The organism is Streptomyces inhibens (assembly GCF_022221585.1).
Taxonomy (GTDB): Bacteria; Actinomycetota; Actinomycetes; order Streptomycetales; family Streptomycetaceae; genus Streptomyces; species Streptomyces inhibens.
The window spans coordinates 768,384-790,658 of record NZ_CP084681.1; the positions used below are offsets into that span (position 1 = coordinate 768,384).

General features: G+C 68.8%; 20 protein-coding genes and 2 pseudogenes. 7 read left to right on the forward strand and 15 right to left on the reverse strand.

Annotated features, from left to right (window positions below; genetic code table 11):
* Nucleotides 1-2 precede the first annotated feature (2 nt).
* Nucleotides 3-1,370, reverse strand: coding sequence for an FAD-binding oxidoreductase (locus KI385_RS03725; RefSeq protein ID WP_342593428.1), 1,368 nt, complete (start codon nt 1,368-1,370; stop codon nt 3-5).
* 658 nt (nt 1,371-2,028) lie between these two features.
* On the opposite strand from KI385_RS03725, the gene KI385_RS03730 reads away from it, so the two are divergent.
* Together KI385_RS03730 and KI385_RS03735 are read left to right on the forward strand one after the other, a co-directional pair.
* Complete coding sequence (locus KI385_RS03730; protein ID WP_342593429.1) at nt 2,029-4,716, forward strand: SpoIIE family protein phosphatase; 2,688 nt, start codon at nt 2,029-2,031, stop codon at nt 4,714-4,716.
* Nucleotides 4,717-5,028: 312 nt separating this feature from the next.
* A complete protein-coding gene (locus KI385_RS03735) occupies nt 5,029-6,171 on the forward strand; it encodes an ABC transporter substrate-binding protein (RefSeq protein ID WP_238570793.1) in 1,143 nt (380 codons plus the stop codon).
* A gap of 327 nt (nt 6,172-6,498) precedes the next feature.
* Here the strand turns inward: KI385_RS03735 and KI385_RS03745 are convergent, their stop codons facing one another.
* A complete protein-coding gene (locus KI385_RS03745) occupies nt 6,499-7,272 on the reverse strand; it encodes a maleylpyruvate isomerase family mycothiol-dependent enzyme (RefSeq protein ID WP_238570794.1) in 774 nt (257 codons plus the stop codon).
* A gap of 208 nt (nt 7,273-7,480) precedes the next feature.
* Here KI385_RS03745 and KI385_RS03750 point away from each other — a divergent pair, with 208 nt between their 5' ends.
* Entirely contained in the window at nt 7,481-7,948 is a 468-nt protein-coding gene (locus KI385_RS03750) for a MarR family winged helix-turn-helix transcriptional regulator (RefSeq protein ID WP_238570795.1), read from the forward strand.
* A 246-nt stretch (nt 7,949-8,194) separates the two neighbouring features.
* Nucleotides 8,195-9,322 (forward strand): NADH:flavin oxidoreductase, encoded by a 1,128-nt coding sequence (locus KI385_RS03755; protein WP_238570796.1) that lies wholly within the window; start codon nt 8,195-8,197, stop codon nt 9,320-9,322.
* 156 nt (nt 9,323-9,478) lie between these two features.
* On the opposite strand, the gene KI385_RS44500 is transcribed toward KI385_RS03755, so the two are convergent.
* From KI385_RS44500 to KI385_RS03775, 6 genes are all read right to left on the reverse strand, one after another.
* Complete coding sequence (locus KI385_RS44500) at nt 9,479-10,096, reverse strand: WD40 repeat domain-containing protein (RefSeq protein WP_425356863.1); 618 nt, start codon at nt 10,094-10,096, stop codon at nt 9,479-9,481.
* Nucleotides 9,990-11,255, reverse strand: a complete 1,266-nt coding sequence (locus tag KI385_RS03760) for a caspase family protein (protein ID WP_238570797.1) — start codon at nt 11,253-11,255, stop codon at nt 9,990-9,992. Before KI385_RS03760 ends, KI385_RS44500 begins: the two co-directional genes overlap by 107 nt.
* Nucleotides 11,245-11,484, reverse strand: coding sequence for a hypothetical protein (locus KI385_RS44150; protein ID WP_342593430.1), 240 nt, complete (start codon nt 11,482-11,484; stop codon nt 11,245-11,247). The genes KI385_RS03760 and KI385_RS44150 overlap by 11 nt, the downstream gene beginning before the upstream one ends.
* Nucleotides 11,481-12,047 carry a lipase family protein gene (locus KI385_RS03765; protein WP_342593431.1) on the reverse strand — a complete coding sequence of 189 codons (567 nt, stop codon included), beginning with the start codon at nt 12,045-12,047 and terminating at the stop codon, nt 11,481-11,483. The genes KI385_RS44150 and KI385_RS03765 overlap by 4 nt, the downstream gene beginning before the upstream one ends.
* A 280-nt stretch (nt 12,048-12,327) precedes the next feature.
* Nucleotides 12,328-13,533: a cytochrome P450 family protein gene (locus KI385_RS03770; RefSeq protein WP_238570798.1), complete on the reverse strand. Its 1,206-nt coding sequence runs from the start codon at nt 13,531-13,533 to the stop codon at nt 12,328-12,330.
* 283 nt (nt 13,534-13,816) lie between these two features.
* On the reverse strand, nt 13,817-13,981 hold the full coding sequence (locus tag KI385_RS03775; protein ID WP_238570799.1) for a hypothetical protein: 165 nt from the start codon (nt 13,979-13,981) through the stop codon (nt 13,817-13,819).
* Nucleotides 13,982-14,310: 329 nt separating this feature from the next.
* Here KI385_RS03775 and KI385_RS03780 point away from each other — a divergent pair, with 329 nt between their 5' ends.
* The gene (locus KI385_RS03780) at nt 14,311-14,496 is read left to right on the forward strand and encodes a hypothetical protein (RefSeq protein ID WP_238570800.1); all 186 of its coding nucleotides are present in this window, start codon (nt 14,311-14,313) and stop codon (nt 14,494-14,496) included.
* Nucleotides 14,497-14,544: 48 nt separating this feature from the next.
* Here KI385_RS03780 and KI385_RS03785 read toward each other — a convergent pair whose 3' ends face one another.
* Both KI385_RS03785 and KI385_RS43850 read right to left on the reverse strand, forming a co-directional pair.
* A complete protein-coding gene (locus KI385_RS03785) occupies nt 14,545-14,961 on the reverse strand; it encodes a hypothetical protein (RefSeq protein WP_238570801.1) in 417 nt (138 codons plus the stop codon).
* A gap of 306 nt (nt 14,962-15,267) precedes the next feature.
* Nucleotides 15,268-15,399, reverse strand: a complete 132-nt coding sequence (locus tag KI385_RS43850) for a hypothetical protein (RefSeq protein ID WP_281066791.1) — start codon at nt 15,397-15,399, stop codon at nt 15,268-15,270.
* A gap of 205 nt (nt 15,400-15,604) precedes the next feature.
* Here KI385_RS43850 and KI385_RS03790 point away from each other — a divergent pair.
* Nucleotides 15,605-15,886: pseudogene (locus tag KI385_RS03790) on the forward strand (SpoIIE family protein phosphatase); the annotation flags it as partial.
* Between the two features lie 95 nt (nt 15,887-15,981).
* On the opposite strand, the pseudogene KI385_RS03795 reads toward KI385_RS03790, so the two are convergent.
* Nucleotides 15,982-16,095, reverse strand: a pseudogene (locus tag KI385_RS03795) (flavin reductase family protein); the annotation flags it as partial.
* Nucleotides 16,096-16,151: 56 nt separating this feature from the next.
* On the opposite strand from KI385_RS03795, the gene KI385_RS03800 reads away from it, so the two are divergent.
* Nucleotides 16,152-16,526, forward strand: coding sequence for an AQJ64_40280 family protein (locus KI385_RS03800; RefSeq protein WP_342593432.1), 375 nt, complete (start codon nt 16,152-16,154; stop codon nt 16,524-16,526).
* Nucleotides 16,527-16,926: 400 nt separating this feature from the next.
* Here the strand turns inward: KI385_RS03800 and KI385_RS03810 are convergent, their stop codons facing one another.
* From KI385_RS03810 to KI385_RS03825, 4 genes are all read right to left on the reverse strand, one after another.
* Nucleotides 16,927-17,958 (reverse strand): TolB-like translocation protein, encoded by a 1,032-nt coding sequence (locus tag KI385_RS03810; RefSeq protein WP_238570803.1) that lies wholly within the window; start codon nt 17,956-17,958, stop codon nt 16,927-16,929.
* On the reverse strand, nt 17,955-19,352 hold the full coding sequence (locus KI385_RS03815) for an MFS transporter (protein ID WP_238570804.1): 1,398 nt from the start codon (nt 19,350-19,352) through the stop codon (nt 17,955-17,957). Before KI385_RS03815 ends, KI385_RS03810 begins: the two co-directional genes overlap by 4 nt.
* A 6-nt stretch (nt 19,353-19,358) precedes the next feature.
* The gene (locus tag KI385_RS03820; protein WP_238570805.1) at nt 19,359-20,249 is read right to left on the reverse strand and encodes an alkaline phosphatase family protein; all 891 of its coding nucleotides are present in this window, start codon (nt 20,247-20,249) and stop codon (nt 19,359-19,361) included.
* 1,033 nt (nt 20,250-21,282) lie between these two features.
* Nucleotides 21,283-22,218, reverse strand: coding sequence for a S1 family peptidase (locus tag KI385_RS03825; RefSeq protein ID WP_425357058.1), 936 nt, complete (start codon nt 22,216-22,218; stop codon nt 21,283-21,285).
* Nucleotides 22,219-22,275 lie beyond the last annotated feature (57 nt).

The window sequence follows — 22,275 nt, forward strand, 5'->3', positions numbered from 1 at the left end:
CGCTACGGCACATGCGCGAACTGGGGTCTGCCGAGCCAGGACACGAAGCGCCCGTCGGGGTCGTACCGGGCCCGGATTTCGTCGAGACGGTGGAGGCTGTCCTCGGTGACGAAACGCCGGGGCCGGTTGATCAGGTTCTCATCGGCCAGCTGGATGCCGGTGGCGAGTGGTTCCATGGCACGCATGCGCTCGGTCACCCAGCGCCGGTAGGTCTCGTCGTCGGCCGGGTGTTCCCAGCCCGCGTAGAGAGCGAGGTACAGCTCGTCTTCCACCGAGTACGCCATGGGCGGGCGCTGTGGAGTCAAAGTCCAGGGGAACCACACCAGGTGGCTGGGGGCCGGTGGGAAGTCCTGGTGGATCGCACGGAGCCCGGGCAGCAGTTCGTCGAACGAGGCGTGGGTCCACGTGTTGTCGGCGATGAAGCGTCTGTCCGGCGGATAGTGCGTGTTGCGCGCCGTGAGCTCACTCGTGGTCGTTTCCCTGTTGACCTCAGCGATCAACGCTCGATCCCGTACCGGACACCTCTCGAAGAGGGCCAGCGCCTCGCGGGCCCGCTCCTCGGTGTCGACGAACGCCGTCGCGCTCACCGAGATGACCGGCCCCTCGGAACTCACCGACTCGTCGCGGTACATGAGGTTCCACAGTTCCACCTCGGCCGGCAGCGTGGGTTCGACCGACCGTGACCATCGCAGGTACTCCTCCCAAACATCGGGAGGGTAGAGGTAGAAGCTGGTCAGGGTGACGGGTTGCAGCGAATAGAGCTTGACGTGGAACCGGGTCACGACGCCGAAGAATCCTGGTCCGGCGCCGCGCGCGGCCCAGAACAGGTCCGTGTTCCTCGTGCCGTCCGCGTAGGTGTGGTTGCCGTCCGCTGTCACCACGTCGATACCGGTGACGCTCATGCATGAGGGGCCGAGTTCACGGCCACGCCATCCGAAACCGCCTTGCAGCAGGTACCCCCCGACGCAGACGCCCTCGCAGTGGCCGACCGGGAAGAACAGCCCGCGCTCATGGAGCAGCGCACCGAGTTCCGACCCCCGGACGCCTGGTTGCACCGTTGCCGTCATAGCCTCCGAGTCGACCGACACATCCCGAAGTCCGGCGAGATCCAGCAGCACGATCCCGTCCCGCAGGTGCGAGCCGGACCAACTGTGGTGGCCCGAGCACACGGCCATCTGCCGGTCCTCGTCCCGGGCCAGCCGAACAGCGTCCATGACGTCGTCCTCATCGCGTGCCCGAACTATCACCTCGGGAAAGCGATTCGGGGCACCCGCGTGCCATATGACCGCTCGGCGTGCCTGCTCGTAGCCCTCATCACCTCGCCGAAGTACCCGCGTTCCTGTGGAGTGCGACACGATTGACTCCTTCACGCCGATCGCGTGCGGTCAGCCCGTCGCCGCCACTCAGCCCGATATCATCCGGTCCAGTGAGTTGCCGAGTTGCGCATTGACCTGTCCTCGCGCTCTCGATGTGCTTGCGATCTCGATGTGGCTGTTATGGCAGCAAGAATTCGCTACAGCGTCACATGACCGGCCGCGTCTCATGCGTTGAGACATGATTTTACGGCCATCACCGGTTGGGCGCATCGCCACCGGAGTGGCGTCCTGTGCGGAGCCCTGGCCCAGCTCAGGTCGGGTACCGGTGCTGACGTAGAGGCGACGGCCCTCAGGGGTGAGGGCAAGCCTTCCGACGTTGGTCGTGGTCAGCCAGGCCGAGGGGACGTCGCTGGTCGACGCTGGAGGGAACCGCCGTCATCACAGATGACCGACAGGCGAGGGCCGGTGCAGCCGCAGCCTGGCGGCTCGCGCCGGCCCGCGGGGCAACTGCCGTAGCACGCCTTGCCAGCGCCCAGGCAAAGCAGGATAAATGTGAACCATGAGCGGACATTCGGGTCGTTTCCGGCGTTGGCTGAGCCGCGCGCCCGGCCGTTCCGCTTTTCCGGGTGTGACCCCTGCCGGGAGCGGTACCGGCGCCCGGCAGGACGAACGCCCTGCGGGGGCCGGAGGTCCGAAGCACATACGGCCCTCGTTGGCCACGCACAGCGTCGCCCGGGAAGTCTTCCTCCTCCAGCTGGTGCTCGTGGTGTTGCTCGTCGCGGCGGCAGTGGTGGCCATCGTCGTCCAGGCCCAGCGGGACACCATGACCGACGCCCGGCACCGGACGCTCGCCGCCGCTGAGTCCTTCGCGCACTCCTGGGGGCTCCAGGAGGCGCTGAACAGCGACAATCCGACCGCGAAGCTCCAGCCGCTCGCCGAGGCGGCCCGGAAGGCCTCCGGCGTCGACGCCCTCATCGTGTACAAGCTCGACGGGATCACCCTCACCCACAGCGACCCGCGGCAGATCGGCAAGCACGTCATCGGCCCGTATGCCGACGCCGCCCGGGGCAAGCCCTTCACCAGGACCTTCGAGGGCGCCCTGGGCCTCTCCGTGATCTCTGCGGCGCCCGTCAAGGACTCCTCGGGCAAGGTCGTCGCCATCGTCGCCGCGCCGGTCACGGTGGAGAAGGTGCAGAAATCGGTCAACCAGCAGCTGCCCATCTTCCTGGGCACCGCGGTCGGGGCGCTGGCACTCGCCGGAGGCGGCGCGGGGCTGCTGAGCCGTCGGCTGCGCCGGCAGACCCACGGTCTGGGACCGGCCGAGATGACCCGGATGTACGAGCATCACGATGCGGTCCTGCACGCGGTGCGGGAGGGCGTGCTCATCCTCGGCCACGACGGGCGGCTGCTGCTGGCCAACGACGAGGCACGGCGGCTGCTGGACCTGCCGGCGGACGCGGAGGGCCGCCATATCGGCGACCTGGAGCTGGATCACCGCACCGCCGAACTCCTGGCGTCGGACCGCATCGCCACCGACGAGGTGCACCTGGCCCAGGACAGACTGCTGGCCGTCAACAAGCGGTCCACCACCCCCTACGGAGCCCACCAGGGAAGCGTGGTGACCCTGCGCGACACCACCGAGCTGAGGTGGCTGTCAGGGCGCGCCGAGGTGGCGCGGGAGCGGCTCCGACTCCTCTACGACGCCGGGGTACGGATCGGCTCCACGCTGAATGTCGAGCGCACTACCGAGGAACTGGCCCAGGTGGCGGTCCCCCGGTTCGCCGACATCGTCACCGTCGAGCTGCTGGACCCGGTCCTGAAGGGCGAGGAGCCGGCCGTGGCGGGTGCCGAGCTGTGCCGGACGGCCATCGCCGGCCTGGCGACGGACCATCCGCTCTATCCCGTCGGCGAGCTGATCCGGTTCGTCCCGGGCACCCCGGCGGCGGGTGTGGACCAGGTCCGCTCCATGGTGGAGCCAAACCTGGCCGGCTCTTCCGCCTGGCGGTCCCAGGACCCGGAACGCGCCCAACGCATCCTGGACCACGGGGTGCACTCCTTGGCGGTCGTACCGCTGCGCGCCCGGGGAGTGGTGCTGGGGCTGGTGGACTTCTGGCGGTCGAGGCCCTCCCCTCCGTTCGACGACGAGGACCTGTCCTTCGCCGAGGAACTGGCGGGGCGGGCCGCGGTGGGGATCGACAACGCCCGGCGCTACACCCGTGAACGCACGATGGCGATGACGCTCCAGCGCAGCCTGATGCCCCGCGGCCTGCCCGACCAGGACGCCCTGGAGGTGGCGCACCGCTATCTCCCCGCCCAGGCGGGAGTGGGCGGGGACTGGTTCGACGTCATCCCGCTGCCCGGCGCCCGGGTGGCGCTGGTCATCGGCGACGTGGTCGGACACGGCCTGCACGCGGCGGCCACCATGGGCCGGCTGCGCATCGCCGTGCACAACTTCTCGGCCCTGGACCTCTCCCCCGACGAGCTGCTGGGCCACTTGGACGAGCTGGTGACCCACATCGACGTCCAGGACGAGGACGCCAAGGAGGGACCGGCGATCACCGGCGCCACCTGTCTGTACGTCGTTTATGACTCCGTCTCCGGGCGGGTCACCGCGGCCACGGCGGGCCATCTGCCGCCGGCCGTGGCCCACCCCGACGGGAGGGTGGAGTTCCTGCATTCGCCGGTCTCCCCGCCGCTGGGTCTGGGCACCGGCCTGCCCTTCGAGACCGCTGAGCTGTCGCTGCCGGAGGGCTCCCGGCTGGTGCTCTACACAGACGGGCTGGTCGAGAACCGCAGCCGCGACCTGGACGCGGGGCTTGAAGCACTGCGTGCGGCCCTCGCCGGACCGGACCGTACGCCGGAGGACACCTGCGCCACCGTCATGCAATCGCTGCTGCCCGCGAGGTCCGCCGACGACGTCGCGCTGCTGGTGGCCCGGACCCGGCGGCTGGACCCGGCACACGTCGCCGAGTGGGACGTGCCCCGCGACCCGGCGGCGGTGGGCCCGGTCCGCAACGCCTGCGTCAGCCAGTTGGCGGACTGGGGTCTGCAGCACATCGCCTACGGTGCCGAGCTCATCCTCAGCGAACTGATCACCAACGCCGTTCGCTACGGCGCCGAGCCCATCCACGTGCGGCTCCTGCACACCCGCGGCACCCTGATCTCTGAGGTGTCCGACGGCAGCAGCACCTCCCCGCACATCCGCCAGGCGAAGGACACCGACGAAGACGGCCGCGGCCTCTTCCTCGTCGCGCAGTTCGCCGAACAGTGGGGCACCCGCTACTCCCCCAGGGGCAAGACGATCTGGGCCGCTCAGGCGATCGGCCCCGACGCCCTGCCCTCGGAAGAGGAGCCGTGGGAGGACCTCCTCAGCCGTTGGGAGGACGGCGAGGGGCGGTGAGGCCGTGGCTTGGCGCCCGTGCCCGGGGACGAGCGTGCTGCCTCCATACGCGTGTGGCGCCTACTCGCCGCCATGACCTGGCCCGATCATCGTCCTGACGGAGGCCCGCAAGGGGGCGGAGTACGCTGGTTCGGACCATTGCTGCAGAGAGAAGTCTCGGGCAGTGACACGTCGCGGCGGGGTGGCGCCAGGACCGCCCGCGTGCCAAGGCGTCGGCGGCCCTGCGGGAGTGCCGAGGACGCCCGCTCGGCAAGCCTGCGAGGCCCCGTCGCTCGGCGGACCACTCCCCCACTTGGCCCTGCTGGAGGCGTCGTGGCTACACATCACCGGGTCCGCGCAGGCGCTCTCCTGTGCTGTCTCGGCCTTGCGGCGCTCGGTCTCGGTGCCTGCCAGGAAGAGAGAACCACCCGGCCGGTCGCGCCTTCCCGGGCCGGGTCCGCCGCGGAGGTGGGCGGGACGGCGGCACTGATCAAGGCGGCGAAGCAGGAGGGCAGGCTCAACGCGATCGCGCTGCCGCGCCAGTGGGCCAACTACGGCAGGCTGATCGACGGCTTCGAGAAGAAGTACGGCATCAAGGTCGTCGTCGACGATCCGTACGGCCACAGCCAGCAGGAGATCGATGCCGTCAAGCGCTACCGTGGCCAGGAGCGCGCCCCCGACGTACTCGACCTCGGGGATTCCTTCGCCCAGTCCGCGGCGCGGCAGCACCTGCTGGCCCCCTACCGGGTCGCGCAGTTCGACCAGATCCCACCGGAGCAGAAGGACGCCAAGGCCCGCTGGTACAACAACTACGGCGGCTACGTCTCCATCGGCTGCGACGCCGCCCGTGTCCGGACCTGCCCCGCGTCCTTCGCAGATCTGCTCCGGCCGGAGTACAAGGGCCTGGTCTCGATGCACGGACAGCCCACGATCGCGGGATCGGCCTTCGCCGCCGTGTACGCGGCGGCGCTCGCCAACGGGGGGTCGTTCGACAACATCCAACCGGGCATCGACTTCTTCGCCCGGCTCGACAAGGTCGGCAACTACAACCGGGCCGACCCCAACCCGGCCGCGATCGCCAAGGGCAAGACCCCGATCAGCATCGAGTGGGACTACCTCAACCTGGAGCACATCGACCAGCTCCGCGGGACGGGCGTGAAATGGAAGGTCTCCATTCCCTTCGACGGCAGCTTCTCGCAGTACTACGCGCAGGCGATCAACAAGGACGCCCCCCACCCGGCCGCGGCGCGACTGTGGGAGGAGTACCTCTACAGTCCGGAAGGCCAGAACCTCCGCCTCGTGGACTACGCCCGCCCGGTGCTGATGGCCGCCATGGCGAAGAACGGCACCCTCGACAAGGCCCTGGCCTCACGGCTGCCGACGGTCGAGGGCACACCGCAGTTCCCGACCGAGGCCCAGCTGAACAAGGCGCTGCGCACCGTCCGTGAGAACTGGGCCAAGACCGTCGGCGGCTGATCCGTCTTCGCCGGCCCGGCGAAGACGGAGGCGATGACGAAGGCGTCCGTCAGGCCGCTTCCCCTCAGGCTGCTTTCGCTCGCGCTGACTTCGGCGGCGGCCGAGGCAGTCATCGTTCGGCCTGCCTCGCCGAGGGGAGCCGCTGTGTCCCACCGCCTTGGCGGCAAGAGCGGCGGGGTTGTAGACCTTGCGGTCACGCAACCACGTGGTGAGGCGGCGGACGCCCGCGCGGCGAATCGCCACCGGGGGTCTGATATCCGGTCAGCAGGGCCGGAGAGCCGGTGTTGATGAGGTCCAGGGCATGTTCAAGGGCAGGGAAATGATCAGTTAGAAGGCGGAGTTGGCGAACCAGCGCGACAGCAGTTCCTGGTCGCCCTCGTGCTCGACGGCCTCGGTGTTGTGGTGCCGACGGCCGTAGAGGGCCAACAGCAGGTCGGCCGCGGTTGCCTGGACGGTCGCGTCCGCGGCGGTGGTTGCTGTTGCGCCGGCTTGGTCGATCCCGAAGCCGTCGGGACGCAGGCTGACGAGCCAGTCGGCGTTCCCGTCGGTGGTGCGGAAGCGGATGGTCTCGCCGTTCCCGCGCAGGTTGGCCACCTTGGGTGCAAAAAAGGTGGCGAAGGGCAGGTTGACGAGGAACTCGTCGATCCCGTCAACCGCGAGCGCGCGGTCGATCGCGGGCTGGAGTCCGAGGGTCAGTTCGGCATCGGCCCGGTGCAGCAAGGTCTCGAAGAGCATTCTGCGCGCCCAGAAGCGGGCATGCTGGTCGGCGCCCCATGCCCACATCGGCAGGTTCGGGTCGGTGGCTGCGAACGCGTCGGCGGCCACGGCCGCACTCTCGTCCAGCCAGCCGGGGTAGGCGTCCGTCGTCGTCGGGAGCCGAAGTTCCACCTCGCGGCTTTGCGGGGGGCTTTGGATGCGTGCGTGCAGCAGGGCCGAGAACCAGCGCTGCACGCTGCCGGTGTGCTTGACCAGGTCGACCAGCGTCCAGTCAGGGCAGGTGGGCACAGAGGTTGCCAGGTCGGCCCCTTTGAGCACGGCGGTGAACTTGGCGGTCTCGGACGCCACGGCTGCGCGGTGGTCGATGGGGTGCCAGGTGGTCATGGTGTCGTTCCTTTGGGCGGGCTGTGATGACGGAGGTCAGCGAATGGGGCCGCCCACCGCGGCATGGGCGAAGGGGAGACGTGACGCATGAAGGGCGGCTCACCTTCCAGGGAGATTGAAGCCTTACATGATTGAAGCCTTCAAGTAACGGGGTGAAGGTAAACCTCAATGGTTGAGAAAGTCAAGTATTCTCGCCTAGGCTGGAGTCATGACTCGCCCAAAGCCGCCGGCACCGCCATCGGTCTCACCGCCGGAGGCTCCCGTACCCACGCCCGTGCAGCTGATGGACCAGCTCGCGCAGGCCGCGGCCCTCTACTACCGGAACTTCGCAGCCGTGGCGGCGGAACGTGATCTCACCCTGATGCAGGGCAAGATGCTCAGCCTGCTGCGGAGGCCGATGCCGATGAGGGCCCTCGCCGACCTGCTGGCCTGCGACGCCTCGAACGTCACCGGCATCGTCGACCGCTTGGGGGCGCGTGGTCTGGTACGCCGCGAGGCCGACCCTTCTGACCGGCGGGTCAAGATGGTGATGCTGACCGAGGAGGGCGAGGAGACCGTTCGGCAGATCCGCTCCGAGCTGATGTCCAACCTCACGGGGCTGGAAAGCCTCGGCAAGGAGGACCGGCACTCCTTCCAGCGCCTGCTGAGCCAAGTCCTTCCTGCCGTCTCCACCTGACAGCCGCCGAGGGTGGGCCGACCATCGCGCGGACTCGAAGCGGCTTTGAACGGCAACGCCCGCAAAGCACTTCGGCACTCCGTGCCCGGCTGCGGGAGCACCGACCGCCCCTGACTCTGGGCGCGTGTCCGGGATCACAGGGCGGCTCGCCGGACGCGCGGAATGCCATGACCGCCGGGACGGTTGACCCCCTCACGCGTTCAATGCATGTGCACATACCGTCTGGTACCTACGAGGAGCACCCCCGTGACCGTCACTGCGTCCGCCGCCTCCCGCGCGGCCGAGATCCTTTCCCGGCCCGTCGCGCTGAACGGCCTGACCGTCCCGAACCGCATCGTGATGGCGCCGATGACGCGTATGTTCTCCCCGGGTGGCGTCCCCGGTGAGGACGTGCGGTCGTACTACGCCCGTCGCGCCACCGCAGGTGTGGGCCTGATCGTCACCGAGGGGACCTACGTCGGCCACGAGTCGGCCGGGCAGAGTGACCGTGTGCCGCGGTTCCACGGTGAGGAGCAGCTGGCGGGGTGGGCGAAGGTCGCCGAGGCCGTTCACGCGGCGGGCGGCACGATCGTTCCGCAGCTGTGGCACATCGGCATGGTGCGCAAGCAGGGCGACCCGCCCTACGCCGACGCCCCCGCCGTCGGCCCCTCCGGCATCCGCGTCGACGGCACCGAGGACACCGGCAAGGCGATGACCCAGCGCGACCTGGACGACGTCATCGGCGCCTTCGCCGAGGCCGCCGAGGCCGCCGAGCGCATCGGCTTCGACGGCGTCGAACTGCACGGCGCCCACGGCTACCTCGTCGACCAGTTCCTGTGGTCGGGGACGAACCGCCGTACCGACGCCTACGGCGGCGACTCCGTGGCCCGTACGAAGTTCGCGGCCGAGATCGTGGCCGCGGTCCGCCAGAGTGTCTCGCCCGACTTCCCGGTGATATTCCGCTACTCGCAGTGGAAGCAGGAGGCCTACGACGCGCGGCTCGCCGAGACCCCCGAGGAACTGGAGGCGATCCTGACCCCGCTCGCCGCGGCCGGCGTCGACGCCTTCCACGCCTCCACCCGCCGCTACTGGCTCCCGGAGTTCGAGGGCTCGGACCTGAACCTGGCGGGCTGGACCAAGAAACTCACCGGCAGGCCCACCATCACCGTCGGCTCGGTCGGCCTCGACGGAGACTTCATCCGCGGCTTCATGGGCGAGGGTGCCCCGGTCCAGGGCATCGACAACCTCCTCGACCGCCTGGAGCGCGACGAGTTCGACCTGGTCGCCGTCGGCCGCGCCCTGCTCCAGGACCCGGAGTGGGCGGCGAAGGTTCTGGCGGACCGGTTCGAGGAGCTGAAGCCGTACGACGCGGCGGCGCTGAAGACGCTGAGCTGAGCTCCAACACCCCCGCAACTACCTGGCCTTTCTCGGCCTCGCAGCAGCCCTGCCCTGCCCTGCCCTGCCCTGCCCTGCCCTACTACAAGCGAATCCTCAACTCACCACATAGGACACTGCCTGAGCGCCCACGGATACACCAGCCACATCGATCGCTCAGGTACGGAACCCGAACGAAGCGATGTCGCTGCCGAAGGTGCAGACGAGCAGCTCCGGGGCCGCAAAGGCCACCGTCGAGCACACTGCGGGCAACTTGAGCACCGCCGTGGTCGATCCGCTGACGAGATCCCAGACCCGAACAGTGTGGTCCCGGGAGCCGCTGAAGAGAAGGGCTCTGCCGTCTACAACGCCACACGCGACCGAGGTCACCCGATCCGTATGGCCGACGAAGGGTGGACCGTACGGTTGCCCGCTCGTCAGGTCCCTCACGCGTACGGTCCCGTCCCAGGAACCAGTCACCATGAGGGGCGCATCATCCCAGACTGTGCATGTCACTGTGGTGATCGTGTCGGAGTGTCCGGTCTCAACACAGCTGCGGAGGCTTTCGTTCGCCAGGTCCCACACGTAAGCAGAGGTGACCCCGGCGGCTCCGATGATGACGGCAACCGGTACGTCGTTCACCCGCGCGCATGCCAATGCCGTCACGGGCCCGCGTGGACTGAGGAAGTCACGGGGGGTGCCGCTCTGCAGGTCCCAGATCTGCAGGCCGCCATTCCAGGCTGAATGACTTCCACTGATTGCCACTGGCCTGCCGTCGAGGACTGTGCACGCCATGGCCGTGCAGCGGTCGGAGTGGCGTTGGGTGGAGAGGTGACTGTAGGGCCGCCGGGCCGACACGTCCCACATCTGCAGGTCTGCCCAGTTGCCGCCGCTCAGGGCAACCGGAGCACCGTCGAGCGCCGTCATGGGCGAGGGCGGCGAACAGGCCAAGCACAGCGGTCTTTCCGGAACCGGGCCCCGCGGTGACTACCAGTGCACAGCGCGTCGGCTCGGATCGGGGCTCTGCCAGCCAGTCCGTGATGTCGCCCAGCGCGGTTCGGCGTCCGGCAAACCACCATCCATGGCGTCCCGGGTCGGCACTGCCCATCGCTCGCTTCAGCAGGCGGGTGTGCAACTCGACGTCACGGCGATCCGCCTCACGCTGCCAGGCTGCCTCCTGCTGTACAGCGAGGTCGACATGCGTCAGCTGAGGATCGTGACGGGGGTTCGGGAAGAAAGCCGGAACCTTGCCCGTCAGTCCCACCTGGGTGAGGCCGACACGCTGGTGCCCACCTTGGGCGTTCATTTGCTGCACCACGGCCTCCAGCGCCAAGGCCTTGGGGCCGTGCCCGGCAGTGGCGACATTCTCCACCGCCTCGCGCAGCATCCGGGGAAAGGCACCGGCCTCCGCCTGCTCGAAGGGCTGCGCGGAAGAAACGATCACCAATCCTGTTTCCGACACGGTGCCCCAGGCACGGTTCAGCCTCCGTAGAGCCGCCGCCGTCAGCTCATTTCCGCCCTGGCCCGAATAGCACGTGTCCAGCAAGAGCAACAGGCGTCGAACCCGAGTTCCGGACAACATCTTTCGCGCCAGCAGTTCGGTCGGCAGGGCATCGGTGATGTCGTCGGGGTCGGTGTCGTGCGTCAGCAGAACGTGCCCACCACCGTCCTCCTCGTCCAGCACCTCGCCATGGCCGGCGAGGTACACCGCCACGAGGTCGTCGTCTTCGCGCTCGGAGGACCTACAGAACGCACGTAGCCGTTCGGTGAGTTGATGCTGACTGGGGTCGAGACCGAGATCACTCACGTGCTCGTAGCCGAACTGCTTCGTGAACAGGTCGATGATGTCCTGGCGCGCGTCGACCAGGCCGGGACGGTCCCACGACGGCTCATTCTTATAGTGCGCGGTAGCCGTAGCGATCAGGAACCGGCGCGGCTCGGATTCAGACGGCATCGAGGCCCCCGGCAATCGCAGCCCCGGTAAGCCGTTCAGTCAGATAGGGCGATGCCTCGTGCGCGTGCACCCCGTTGTTCACCACGATCGAGCGGATCCGCTCATCGAAAACAGGGCGCAGGTCCTTCACCAGAGCCACCACATCGCCTTCGTCCGCGATGTTCGTCCACGTCAGCCCACTGCCACCGGGCCAACGTCCCGGTTCTGGCATCAACCGCTTGTAGATCACGGGGATTCCCAGGGGGGACCTAGGGTCACGAAAGCCCGCACCCGGTGCCCAGGCGACGCGCAGAGCGCCTCGTAGGCAACCACCGAACCCAGCGAATGTCCCACGACGACACGCGTGTCGTCGTCGATGAGAGCGGCCACTCTCGTCCGCGCCGACTGCCGGACATGCTGGTCCATCAGATAGAGGCGCACCTGTTTGAGGTCGGACACCAGCGCCCGCATGGCAAGTCGCGAGAAGAAGCGGGAACCCGACAGAGCGCGTAACGCCGTCTGCACTGCTCTCGGCGTGCGCACGAGCGTCCCCGCTCCGGGCGGCGCCACGGAGGACTCCGCACGGGCTGCCGACTCCCACCATGTCATCAGCAAGTCCTGCTCGAAGCCTTCTTCGACATCGGCGGCGGTGTACCGGGGCTCCCCCACGGTCAATGCACGCCCCGACAGCCGGAACAGATCTCCATAGAACCCCACGGCGACCTCAGCCGCAGACGGCAGCGGGCCGCCAGCACGCCGGATCCCATCACACAGTGCCGGATACCAGTCCTTCAGGAGGGTGTCCTCTCCCATGAGTTGCTTCCCAACACCATGCACAGCCACCACACGCCCCATGCTCACCCCCGTCTTAGCCTGCAGTCGCGCCGTAAGCACTCTAGATCTGGAGGGAATTGGCGGGGCAGATTCAAGCCCTGTCCGACGCGGTCGGCGGGCCGACTCCCCCAGTGGGCGTGTGTTCACTGTGTCTACCGCCGCGCCTCCTGGGCTGGGGCCTTCGAGGCGTCCTCAGTCGTGCGCGTGTGGTCCGGCCACTTCATCGCACCATGGTGGTGGGAACGCTGGTGTTGCCCTTTCACGACCAGCGGACCGGGAGATGCCGCGGACCGCGGAGCAGCGCGCCCAACCGCCAGCGCAGGTCGGCCGGGTGGGCGTCCAGCTCCAGTTTCGGGCAGCGCTCCAGGAGCGTGCGCACCGCAATCCGCGTCTCCAGCCGTGCGAGCGGGGCACCAAGGCAGAAGTGGATGCCATGGCCGAAGGCCGCATGGCCACGGGCGTCGCGGGTGATGTTGAAGCGGTCGGGATCGTCGAATCGGACGGGGTCACGTCCCGAGTCGGCGATCACGGGGAGCACGACCTCGCCGCCACCGGGTATCACAGTGCCCGCGATCTCGGTTGATTCGATGGTGAAACGGAAGGTGGACGTCTCCAGCGGTCCGTCATAGCGCAACATCTCCTCGACCGCGTTGTCGATGAGGGACAGATCGGCGCGCAGCGCGGCGAGTTGATCGGGGTGGGAGAGCAGCGCCAGGACACCGTTGGAGATGAGATTGCCCGTGGTCTCGTAGCCGGCAATCAGTAACAATTGGGCCATTCCCAGCAGTTCGCCCTTGCTGAGCCGGTCTCCTTCCTCGTCGCTCACCGCGATCAGATCGCTCAGCAGGTCGTCGCCGGGGTGGGCGCGCTTCGTCTTCACCAGGCCCTCGAGATAGCCCGTCATGGCCGCCAGGGCTTCCCTGGTTTGCGGCGTCGCGGCGCCAATCATCAGGATGTCGGTCCAGGTACGGAAGGCATCCCGCTCCAGGAAAGGCACGCCCAAGAGCTCGCAGATGACGGTGATCGGTAGGGGGAAGGACAGCGCCTCGGCGAGGTCGGCGCGGCCTTCGGGAGCGGCGAGCATCGCGTCCAGGAGCTCATCGGTCAACTCCTGGACGCGCGGCGCCAGGGACGCCACCCGGCGCACGGTGAAGGCGCGGGAGACCAGTCCGCGCAGCCGGGTGTGCTGCGGTGCATTGGAGCGGAGCATCGACACACCGCTGGACACCGGCTGCATCGGCTGCGCCGACGAGGCGTGCCGCCACTCCTTCGACAAACGAGGATCGCTGAGAGCCGCGCGCACCTCGTCGTAGCCGACGACCAGCCAGACGACTGTGCCCTCCTGGAGACGTACGCGGTGCACCGGGCCCTGCTTGCGCAGCCGCGCGTACACCTCATACGGATTGCGGACGAAGTCCTCCCCCAGTGCTGCCAGATCAACTGTCCCCACCGGTTCCGTTGCCATCCGGCCTCCTGTCCATCGCGACCTTGCCTCGGGACGACTGGGTATGGAGGAACCATCCCCGACTGCGGAGCCACTAACCGCGGCTCTACCGAAACGCGGGGTCTTTGACAAGGCTGGTGCTGAGTGCACCGCCGGTGGGGATACAGCCTGGAACGTCCCGTTTACATCAGCCAGTTCGTGCAGGCGGCGTTGCGGGAGCGGGCCGGTCGGGCGTGTCCTTGGCTGGGCCGGGGACTCCCTTCCAGCATGAGGCCGGACGACGACTGTCCGGCGGCGCAGCGGTCTACCGCATGCTCCGGCGATGCAGGTGTGCCGGATCGGCCAGGCAGGCGAAGACGTTCAGCTCACCGCGGCGGCCCATGGTGACCTCGGTCGGCGCGTCGGATCGCAGACGCCCCGGCAGGTCCTGGCCCTCCAGCGGGTCCGGCTGCCGCTGCCGCCGTCCCACTCGGAGCCGTCGATCGTGAGCAGCAGCTCCATCGGTGTTACACATTGGTGGTCCACACCCATGCGCTGATCCTGTGCGGCTGGTTCATGTTGGTGACCGATACCTCCACCCTGCCCAGGTAAGTGCCCGTGTCGTACGTCTCGTTCAGACCGAGTTATTGCACGACTTGCCCGCTGCCGCTGCCGCTGCGGGCGGGCTCGTGGCGAACATTAGGCCGACGGCCGCAACCGTCGCCCCGAAACCCGAAATGATCTTGTTCAAGGCCATGCTGGAGATCCCCCAATGTCTCTTCCTGGCCTCGCCATGAGGCGCCGAACGCCGGTCAGCGCATGTCTACCAACAAGCAGTTCACGCAAAGGCCGCGTTTGAATCCCGATCCACTTCATCTGCAGGCGCTGTTCGGCGACGGAGCAGCAGGACTTGCCACCGGGAAGATTGGACGAGAGGGAACAACAGCCCAGGTCAACGCCTCATCACGCAGCGGCCTGGAAGCGAGGAACGTGGTTGATCGCTAAAGACTGTCCGTAACCTGACAAAGCCGCAAGGCGTGCTGGTTGATCGGGTCAGCGACCGAGGCCGGTCAGGTATAGAGCCCAGAGCGCCGCGTACGGGACGAGAAGCAGGGCGGCCGAGCCCAGCCAGGATCGTAGTCGGTGACCGTGTACGAGCGGCAGCGCACTATTGACCACCACCATCAGGGCCAGGACGAAGGCGCCAGTCAACACCAGGACCACCATCATCGGGCCGGCGTGGTCGAGCGTGTGGTGGTCGCAGCTGGTCGAACCTGCAATATCGGCGGAACTGCGGCAGTCCATCGGCAGATACTCGGTGAGCAGCCACTGGGCGCAGTACAACGGGGCCAGCGCGGGCACGCCGAGCACCAGGTTGACCAGGACGGGAGCCCACAGTGACCTCCGTGGCCGACACCGCTCGTTTACCGCCGTCTCGCCGGGCTCCTGCATGGTGTGGTCCGTTGGCATACTCCTGCCGCTCCGTTCTGTGCCCCAGGCCAAGGCCGATGGTGATGATCAGGCATCTTGTGCGGAGCCGCTTCCCATGTGTCAAGCAGCGCCCTTCCGGCCCCCATCACCGTTCGCAAAGCGATGTCGACGTCCTCTCAACCGTCCGCGCTTTTTTGAGGGGTGCCTGTGACCGGCTCGTCGCCTCATGACCCACTCCCCAGACGGTCTTCGGCACACTCGCCGCTGACGCGTGCACGAACCCGCTCACACCATTCGGAACTCCTGCGTACGGCCGCCTCGCCTACGCGCGACGGACGGCTCGGCTCAGCCCACCGATTGGTCGCCGTCGGGCAGATCCTCGACCGTAACCTTTCCCTGCGGCTCCCCGAGTTCGTCCGCCACCACCCTGGCCAGGCCGCCCGGGTCGCCCTGGTCGTCGGCCACGTCGTCGGCCACGGCCGCCTGTGCGCCGCCGCACCATGGGACGTCTGCCCACCACCGCGCGGGCCTTCGCGCGGCTGGACCTTGCACCCGACGAACTCCTCTCGCGCCTCATTGACCTGATCGGGCGGTCCACCGTGGAAGGGGCATCGCTACCGGGAGGGGGAAGCGCCCCGGAGCCGTGGGCGGACGAGGCCGTGGGGGCGACGGCCTGTACGCGGTGTACGGCCCCGTCTCCGGGCGCTGCGCGCCGGCTCGGGCGGGCCACCCGCTCCCGGCCGTCGTCGATGCCCGAAGCGACACCGTGACCTGCCCGGACGCGCCGGTCGGCCCGCCGCTGGGAGTGGACCGTCTGCCCTTCGAGTCCGTGGAGATCGCCCTGCCCGAGGGCAGCCCCATCGCCCTGTTCACCAACGGTCTCGTCCAGACCCCTCACCACGACATGGACGAAGGGATTGGCCGCCTCACCCGCGTGCTCGCCGAGCATCAACTCCCCCTGGAGGCACTCTGCGACCGTGTCCTGTCCGCCGTTCTGGACCGGCCGGTGGCCGACGATGCGGCGGGCCAAAGCCGCGACTCCCGACACCGCTTTCCTCAGAACTTCGCAGGTGCGAGATTGTGCGTGCCGTCCGCCGAGGCGGTGTTCACCCAGGCGATGGGCCGCGGCACCACGGTGGCGGTGAGCGGCGTGCAGCCGCAAGTCTCTGACACGCCAGGCCTGAGCGGCGAGAATGGCGTTTTTGATGGGACCCGAGCCGGGAGCGGACATGGACGCAGTGGTGGAGTGGGTGGACGCACGCGAGAGGCTGCCGAGGGATGGGATGCCCGTGGCAGCGGCGACGTCGGGCCGCTACCCGCCCGACGCGGCGGAGCCCGATACGGCGTTCGGGCAGGACTTCTGGCTCGTGCTGCCCATGTACTTCACCACCCGCCACATCGGGGCGGACGGGACCGAGTACCGCGACTGCTTCGTCGACTCCGACCGTGTCGTCCGCCTGCCCTATGGCCGCCCCTGCGCCGAACCCGTCACCCACTGGGCAGAACTGCCCACCCTGCCGGGCATGACCGTGCACCACGTGCTGGGTGGCAGCGTGCGGACCGCTCTCCGGAACGCCTGGGATGAGGGACTGGCAGGGAGCTGACGCGCCCCGCCACCAGAAAGGTGCCACCTCAGCAACACCCGGGCCGGACCTGGTGTCCGTGCAGTCGGGGTCCCGATTCCACTGACCGTGTCATGGATGGCCGCCCGGATACCGCGTTTGCGCAGGTGCTCGCGGATGGCGCGTGAGAAGTACGCGTTGTCGGCCAGGACCACGCCAGGCCGGACGCGAGGTCGCCCGCGGCGACGAGGAACGTGCAGGCGGGCCACCATGTCGGGGAAAGCCGGCGCGTCACCGCGGGTGATCCACACGAAACTGAAGTCAACGGCCTGAGATCCGCCCTGGCGCGGACAAGAACACTCTGTCCAAATGGCAAGGTGCCCCACACGCACGCGGCAGCCTGGTTTCCTGGCCGGGGGGCCTCTCAAGGGCCGACGGGAAGTCAGCGGACCGCGGACGGGGCCTGGGCCGCGGGCATCAGGCGGCGCGGGTGGCCGGTGCCGTCGGCCGGGACGGCCCAGGCGTCGGTCTCGAAGTCTCCGGGCAGGGCGTAGGCGACGGTGTGGTCGTCCAGCCAGACGGCCTGATCGTCGGCGCTGCGCCGCTCGGCGAGCGGGTGATCGCGCATGCTGCGCAGGTCCAGCACGTGCAGTCGCCAGGGTGCGTCCGCCGGAAGGCCCGGCAGACGCTTCTTGAACGCCAGCCGGGTCCCGTCCGGGGAGAGCGACGGGCATTCGACATTGCTCCGGAGGGCGGTCACCGTGCGCTTGGCGATGTCCCCGCGTACCAGGTAGGCGGTCCCGCGCGTGGCCAGCGTGGCGTAGAAGTGCCCGTCGTCGGCGAACGTCACCCCCCAGAAGTTGATGTCCGGGCTGCGGTACGGCCGCCCGTCCTTGATCACGCGGTAGTTCTCCAGGTTGGGCTGGAGGTTCCCGGTGCGGGTGTCGAGGATCGAGGTGCGGGTGGAGAAGTTGAGCCCGGTGTACGACTCTCCGCTGACGAACACGGTCCACGCCACCATCCGCCCGCTGGGCGAGACCCGGGTCCGGGTGGGGCTCCCGACCAGGGGGACGTGCCTGCGTGCCCGCAGCCGGGAGTCCAGCACGAGGGCTTCGTAGTGGCCCGCCATCGCGCCGGGCACCGCGCGCAGACAACTGCCGGTGCCGGCGGCGGTGTAGAAGCGCAGGCAGCGGAGGCCGGATGCGGTACGCGGGCCGGAGGGGTCCGAGGCCGGTACGGACACCACCTCGTCGCGGTGCGGGCCCCACAGCGTGCTGCGGAAGACCAGTCGGGGCTGTCGCACCGAGGCTGCTCCGGCCAGTGCCACGTGCCCTGCGGTCACCCGCGGACCGGTGCTCTGCTGCTGGTCCTTGCGACTCGCCTGGTCGGCGGCCCGCAGCACCGAGCCCACGGCGACGCCGCTGAGTACGAGCACGGCGACGAGCAGGACGACGATGCGGGTACGGGTGTTCATTCAGCGGCCTCCGTCGTAGGCGCAGAGTCGGCAGAGTCGGTCGTGGGCGGTTCGGCCGCGGCGGAGGCGTCCGCAGGGCCTTCGTCGGTCGCAGCCACCTCGGTCGTCGTACGCAGCGGCTGGAGCAGGGCGCAGACACCCGCGCACGCCGCCAGCGCCACCGCGGCGGCGGACAGCGCGGTCCGCTCCCCCCACGCCGTCCAGGCCGCGCCGAACAGTACGGAGCAGGCGAAGCGAGCCCCGGCCTGCCCGGTCTGGACGAGGGCCAGACCGCTGGAGCGCAGCTCCGGCGGCGTCACCCCGGCAGCCGCCGCCATCAGCACCCCGTCGGTCGCGGCGTAGAAGGCGCCGTGCAGCACGAGCACCACGGCTACCACCGGCAACACCCGCGCGTGGACCGGCGCCAGCACCAGCCCGTACGCGACCAGGAGGCCCATGTGCCCGGCCAGGAAGATCCGCCACCGGCCCCAGCGGTCGGCGGCCTGTCCGAGAGGGACGGCCAGCAGCAGGAAGGAGCCCGCCGTGGCGATCGGCAGCAGCGGGAACCACTCCTGGGCCAGGTCCAGGCGCCGCTGCAGCAGCAGGTAGAGGAAGGAGTCGGAGACCGTGGCCAGCCCCAGCAGCAGCGCGCACAGGGTCAGCCGTCGCAGCTCGGCCCGGCGCAGCAGCCCGACCGCCGCGGCCAGGGAGACCCGCGCGGTGGGCGCCGAGGTCCCGGCCGTCGGGGTGCGGCCCGGCACGAAGAGCAGCAGGACCAGCACACCCGTCACGGCAACGCAGAAGCTCACGGTGAACACGGCGTCGTAGCCCCCGGCCGTCACCCGCAGGATGGCGAAGGCGGCGACCGGGCCCAGCAGGGCGCCGGCGGTGTCCATCGCACGGTGCACACCGAACGAGCGCCCCTGCGTCCGGGGCGTGGACGCCAGCGAGATCATCGCGTCGCGCGGTGCCGTGCGCAGCCCCTTGCCCGTGCGGTCGGCGGCGAGCACCACGCTGATCAGCGGCACGCTGTGAACCAGCAGCAGCGCCGGTTTGCACAGCGCGGAGAGCCCGTACCCCGCTGCGGCAGCGGCCTTGTGCCGCCCACCGCGGTCGGCGAGATGGCCGCCGGCCAGCCGGACCAGGGCGCTGACGCCGTTGTAGACACCGTCCAACAGGCCGAAGCCCAGCGGGGACAGACCCAGTGCGGCGACCAGGTACAGCGGGAGGACGGCGGTGACCATCTCGGAGGAGATATCGGTGATGAGGCTGACCGTGCCGAGAACGAACACGGTCCGGGGCACGGCCCGCAATGCGGTCGCGACCTTGGTGTGCGGCAGGGCCCTGCCCCGGCCGCCCGGGCGGGTACCCGGGTCGGCCGGAGCAGGGGTGGTACGGCTGTCTGCTACGTACACGGCGTGTCAGTTCCAGATGCCGGTGATGTCGGAGGCGGAGGCGGCGTTGCCGGCGTGCGTGGTCAGGCCGGCCAGGTCCTCGACGGTCCGGAGGACGTTGTAGTGGTTGTACGTCGCGGAGGACGAGCTGCCCGGGGCGACGTGCGCTCCGTACAGCACCGTGGCGATGTGGTTGTTGTGGGACCGGTCGTCCTCGTCGAAGGTGACGAGGAGCATGCTGTTGTTGTTCTTGGCCCACTGGGCGTACGCGTCGAGGTTGTTCTTCAGCCAGTTGTCGCCGGTGGTGATCGAGCAGTCGTGCATGTCGTTGCACAGGTTCGGCACGACGAAGGAGACCTTCGGCAGCGTGCTGTAGTTCGTCGGGAACTGGCTGAACGTGTGGGCGGTGTTCAGCGGCACGTTGTTGAACCCGAACCACGGGTTGTGCTTCCGGGCGTACTTGGTGGCGCTGTTGGTGCACACCGTGGAGCCCTCGGAGGGCAGGCCCTCGTTGTAGCTGCCCCAGGTCTTGCCGGCGGCGATCAGCTCGGAGCCGAGGTTGGCGGCGCCGGAGAACTGCGGGGAGTAGCAGCTGTCGTCGGTGACGCCTTGCGTGGCGCCCGAGAACAGGTCCATGTAGTTGGGCTGGCTGGGGTGGGTCAGTGCGAAGGAGTTGGTGAGGTTCGCGCCACCGGCCTTGAGCGTGTTGTTCAGGTACGGAGCGCTCGAACTGCCGATGACCTGCTCGTAGGCGTGGTTCTCGAACACCACGACCACGACGTGGTCGGGCGTCGGCAACGTCGCGGCCTGCGCGACGCCGGGGGCGCCGCCCCACAGCCCGAGCGAGGCGGCCACAAGGCCGGCGGCGACACCGAAGATCGAGACGGACCAGCGCGGCCGTCGAATACGGGAGAGCATGGACACAGCGGACCTCCGAGAAAGAACCGTGGACGGCGCGGGGAGTGGCGTTTCTCGTTGAAGCGAGGCAACCGTAGGAGGGCCGTCGTGAAGTTGTCAGAACTTCAAAAGTGAAGCGGAACAGAACAGTTGAAGACCGGATTCCGCTACCGGCGCGTACCGGTCTCACTGCTCGCGGAGGCGCGGACGAAGGCGGTGACGGCATTCAGGGTGAAGGTGAACGAGGGGCCCGTCGAGGTTCTTGAAGTCGCAGATGGCGACGGCGCGGGACACGGTGACGATCTCGACGCCATGGCCACCGGTGTCGCCGCTGTCCGTCGTCGCCGGCAGATGATCGCGCAGTGTGGATCACGAGCACCACCGTGCTCGGTACCCGACCGCGGCCCTGCTCGTGCCTGTCAATGGGGTACGCGTTGCAGCAGGACGTCGCAGAGGACTCCTGGGGACCCCGAGAGCACGCACAGCTGTTGGACGTGGTTGGTTTCGACGACAGCCAGACCGGTGTCAGGCTCCGTTCCGGACCGTGAACCGAGCGGAACGAGCGCCACGTGACCGCCCCCGCGAGTGAGCGTCCACGTTCCGGTAGTGCTGGTCACCCCGCCCTGCGATGGGTCGCTGGTGAACAACTCGTCGGGGTCCGTCGCCGAGAACCGGCCGTCGGCTTCCAACTGGATCTGCCCAGCCCCACCGGAGACCTTCCAGGTGCCCACGACAGCGCCGGGCGAAGCGATCTTCGCCAATCGCACCTGGTGGTTTGCGGTGTAGATAGGCGCCCAGGTCGCAGCTGCGACCAACACGGGAAAGGCGACCAGCACGCCCAGCCCCACGCGTCGGCGTGACCATCGCGGCCTTCGAGTCACCTCTCTCGTCTCCGCCCCTCGTCCATCCCCCACATCAGCCAGGGCATGGTGCCACACGCCGAGAATCGAACCGCCCGAGCATCGTCTCACCGGTACGGAGGCGCTATGACGGATCCGGCCCGAAGCCCTCCCTGTCGACCGTGCCGGCGGGAGGCTTGTTCATGCCAGAGCCTTCACGGGAGGCTCACCCCATGGTTGTTGAGGGCCTCGACGACCGGCTGGAAGTACGTGATGCCGCCGAAGTCGCAGTCGCCGCTGCCGCCGGAAGTGAGGCCGATCGCTGTGTTGCCCGAGAAGAGTGGACCGCCGCTGTCGCCGGGCTCGGCGCACACATTGGTCTGGATCAACTGGTAGACGATGTCGCCGTCGCCGTAGTTGACGGTGTAGTTGAGTCCGGTGACGGTGCCGCTGTGCAGGCCCGTGGTGCTGCCGCTGCGCTCGACGAGCATGCCGACGCTGGCATTGGCCGCACCGGTGATGGTGCGGTAAGTGCCGTTGTACAGGTTCACGTTGCTGGGGTGCGGCAACAACGCGTTCGTGTAGGAGATGTAGCCGTAGTCGTTGACCGGGAAGCTGGAGTAGGCCGTCGGGCCGATGGACAGGCCAAGGGGGGTGCGCCAGGTCGGATAGCCCTGGGTGCAGTGCCCGGCGGTCAGGATGTAGTACGAGGTGCCGACGTGCACGTTGAAGCCGGCCGAGCAGCGCCAGCCCGCGGAAGCGTAGATCGAGTCTCCGCCAGAGAGCAGTCTGGTGAGCTTGCCCCGCGTGCGCTCGATGCGCAGCGCACCGGCGTTCCGGCCCGCCGCCTTCTTGATCTTGGCGAGTTCGGCGTCCGAGACGGTGCTGTCAGCCTGGACGACGACGGATTTGCTTCCCGTTTCGACGGTCCACGCCGTGCCGCCGACGTCCGCGGCGAGGACCCCGTCACTCGCCGCCTTGAGGTCTCCGGCGCTGAAGGGCCGACCCTGGTCCGCGTCGGCGGTTCCGGGGGCGGTTAACGCGAACGCGGCGGCCAGACCCGATACGAGGGCCAGCGTGCGGAGCCGTCCAGCCGGGCGGCCGGGGCGGCTCGGCGCGCTGATTCTCCGGGCGATGTGCTTGATCCTCACGACGTTCCTCCTGGTGCAGGGTGAGAGGAGGCCCGCGTCGCTGCTGGCTTTCCCGTT

Bases quoted from the DNA above. Each gene is read 5' to 3' on its own strand.
- KI385_RS03770 (WP_238570798.1), bottom strand. From the start codon at position 13,533: ATGGCAACGGAACCGGTGGGGACAGTTGATCTGGCAGCACTGGGGGAG.
- KI385_RS03810 (WP_238570803.1), bottom strand. From the start codon at position 17,958: ATGAACACCCGTACCCGCATCGTCGTCCTGCTCGTCGCCGTGCTCGTA.
- KI385_RS03780 (WP_238570800.1), top strand. From the start codon at position 14,311: ATGTCTACCAACAAGCAGTTCACGCAAAGGCCGCGTTTGAATCCCGAT.
- KI385_RS03750 (WP_238570795.1), top strand. From the start codon at position 7,481: ATGACTCGCCCAAAGCCGCCGGCACCGCCATCGGTCTCACCGCCGGAG.
- KI385_RS03760 (WP_238570797.1), bottom strand. From the start codon at position 11,255: ATGCCGTCTGAATCCGAGCCGCGCCGGTTCCTGATCGCTACGGCTACC.
- KI385_RS03820 (WP_238570805.1), bottom strand. From the start codon at position 20,249: ATGCTCTCCCGTATTCGACGGCCGCGCTGGTCCGTCTCGATCTTCGGT.
- KI385_RS44500 (WP_425356863.1), bottom strand. From the start codon at position 10,096: ATGGCGTGCACAGTCCTCGACGGCAGGCCAGTGGCAATCAGTGGAAGT.
- KI385_RS03800 (WP_342593432.1), top strand. From the start codon at position 16,152: ATGGACGCAGTGGTGGAGTGGGTGGACGCACGCGAGAGGCTGCCGAGG.
- KI385_RS03785 (WP_238570801.1), bottom strand. From the start codon at position 14,961: ATGCCAACGGACCACACCATGCAGGAGCCCGGCGAGACGGCGGTAAAC.
- KI385_RS03745 (WP_238570794.1), bottom strand. From the start codon at position 7,272: ATGACCACCTGGCACCCCATCGACCACCGCGCAGCCGTGGCGTCCGAG.
- KI385_RS03765 (WP_342593431.1), bottom strand. From the start codon at position 12,047: ATGGGAGAGGACACCCTCCTGAAGGACTGGTATCCGGCACTGTGTGAT.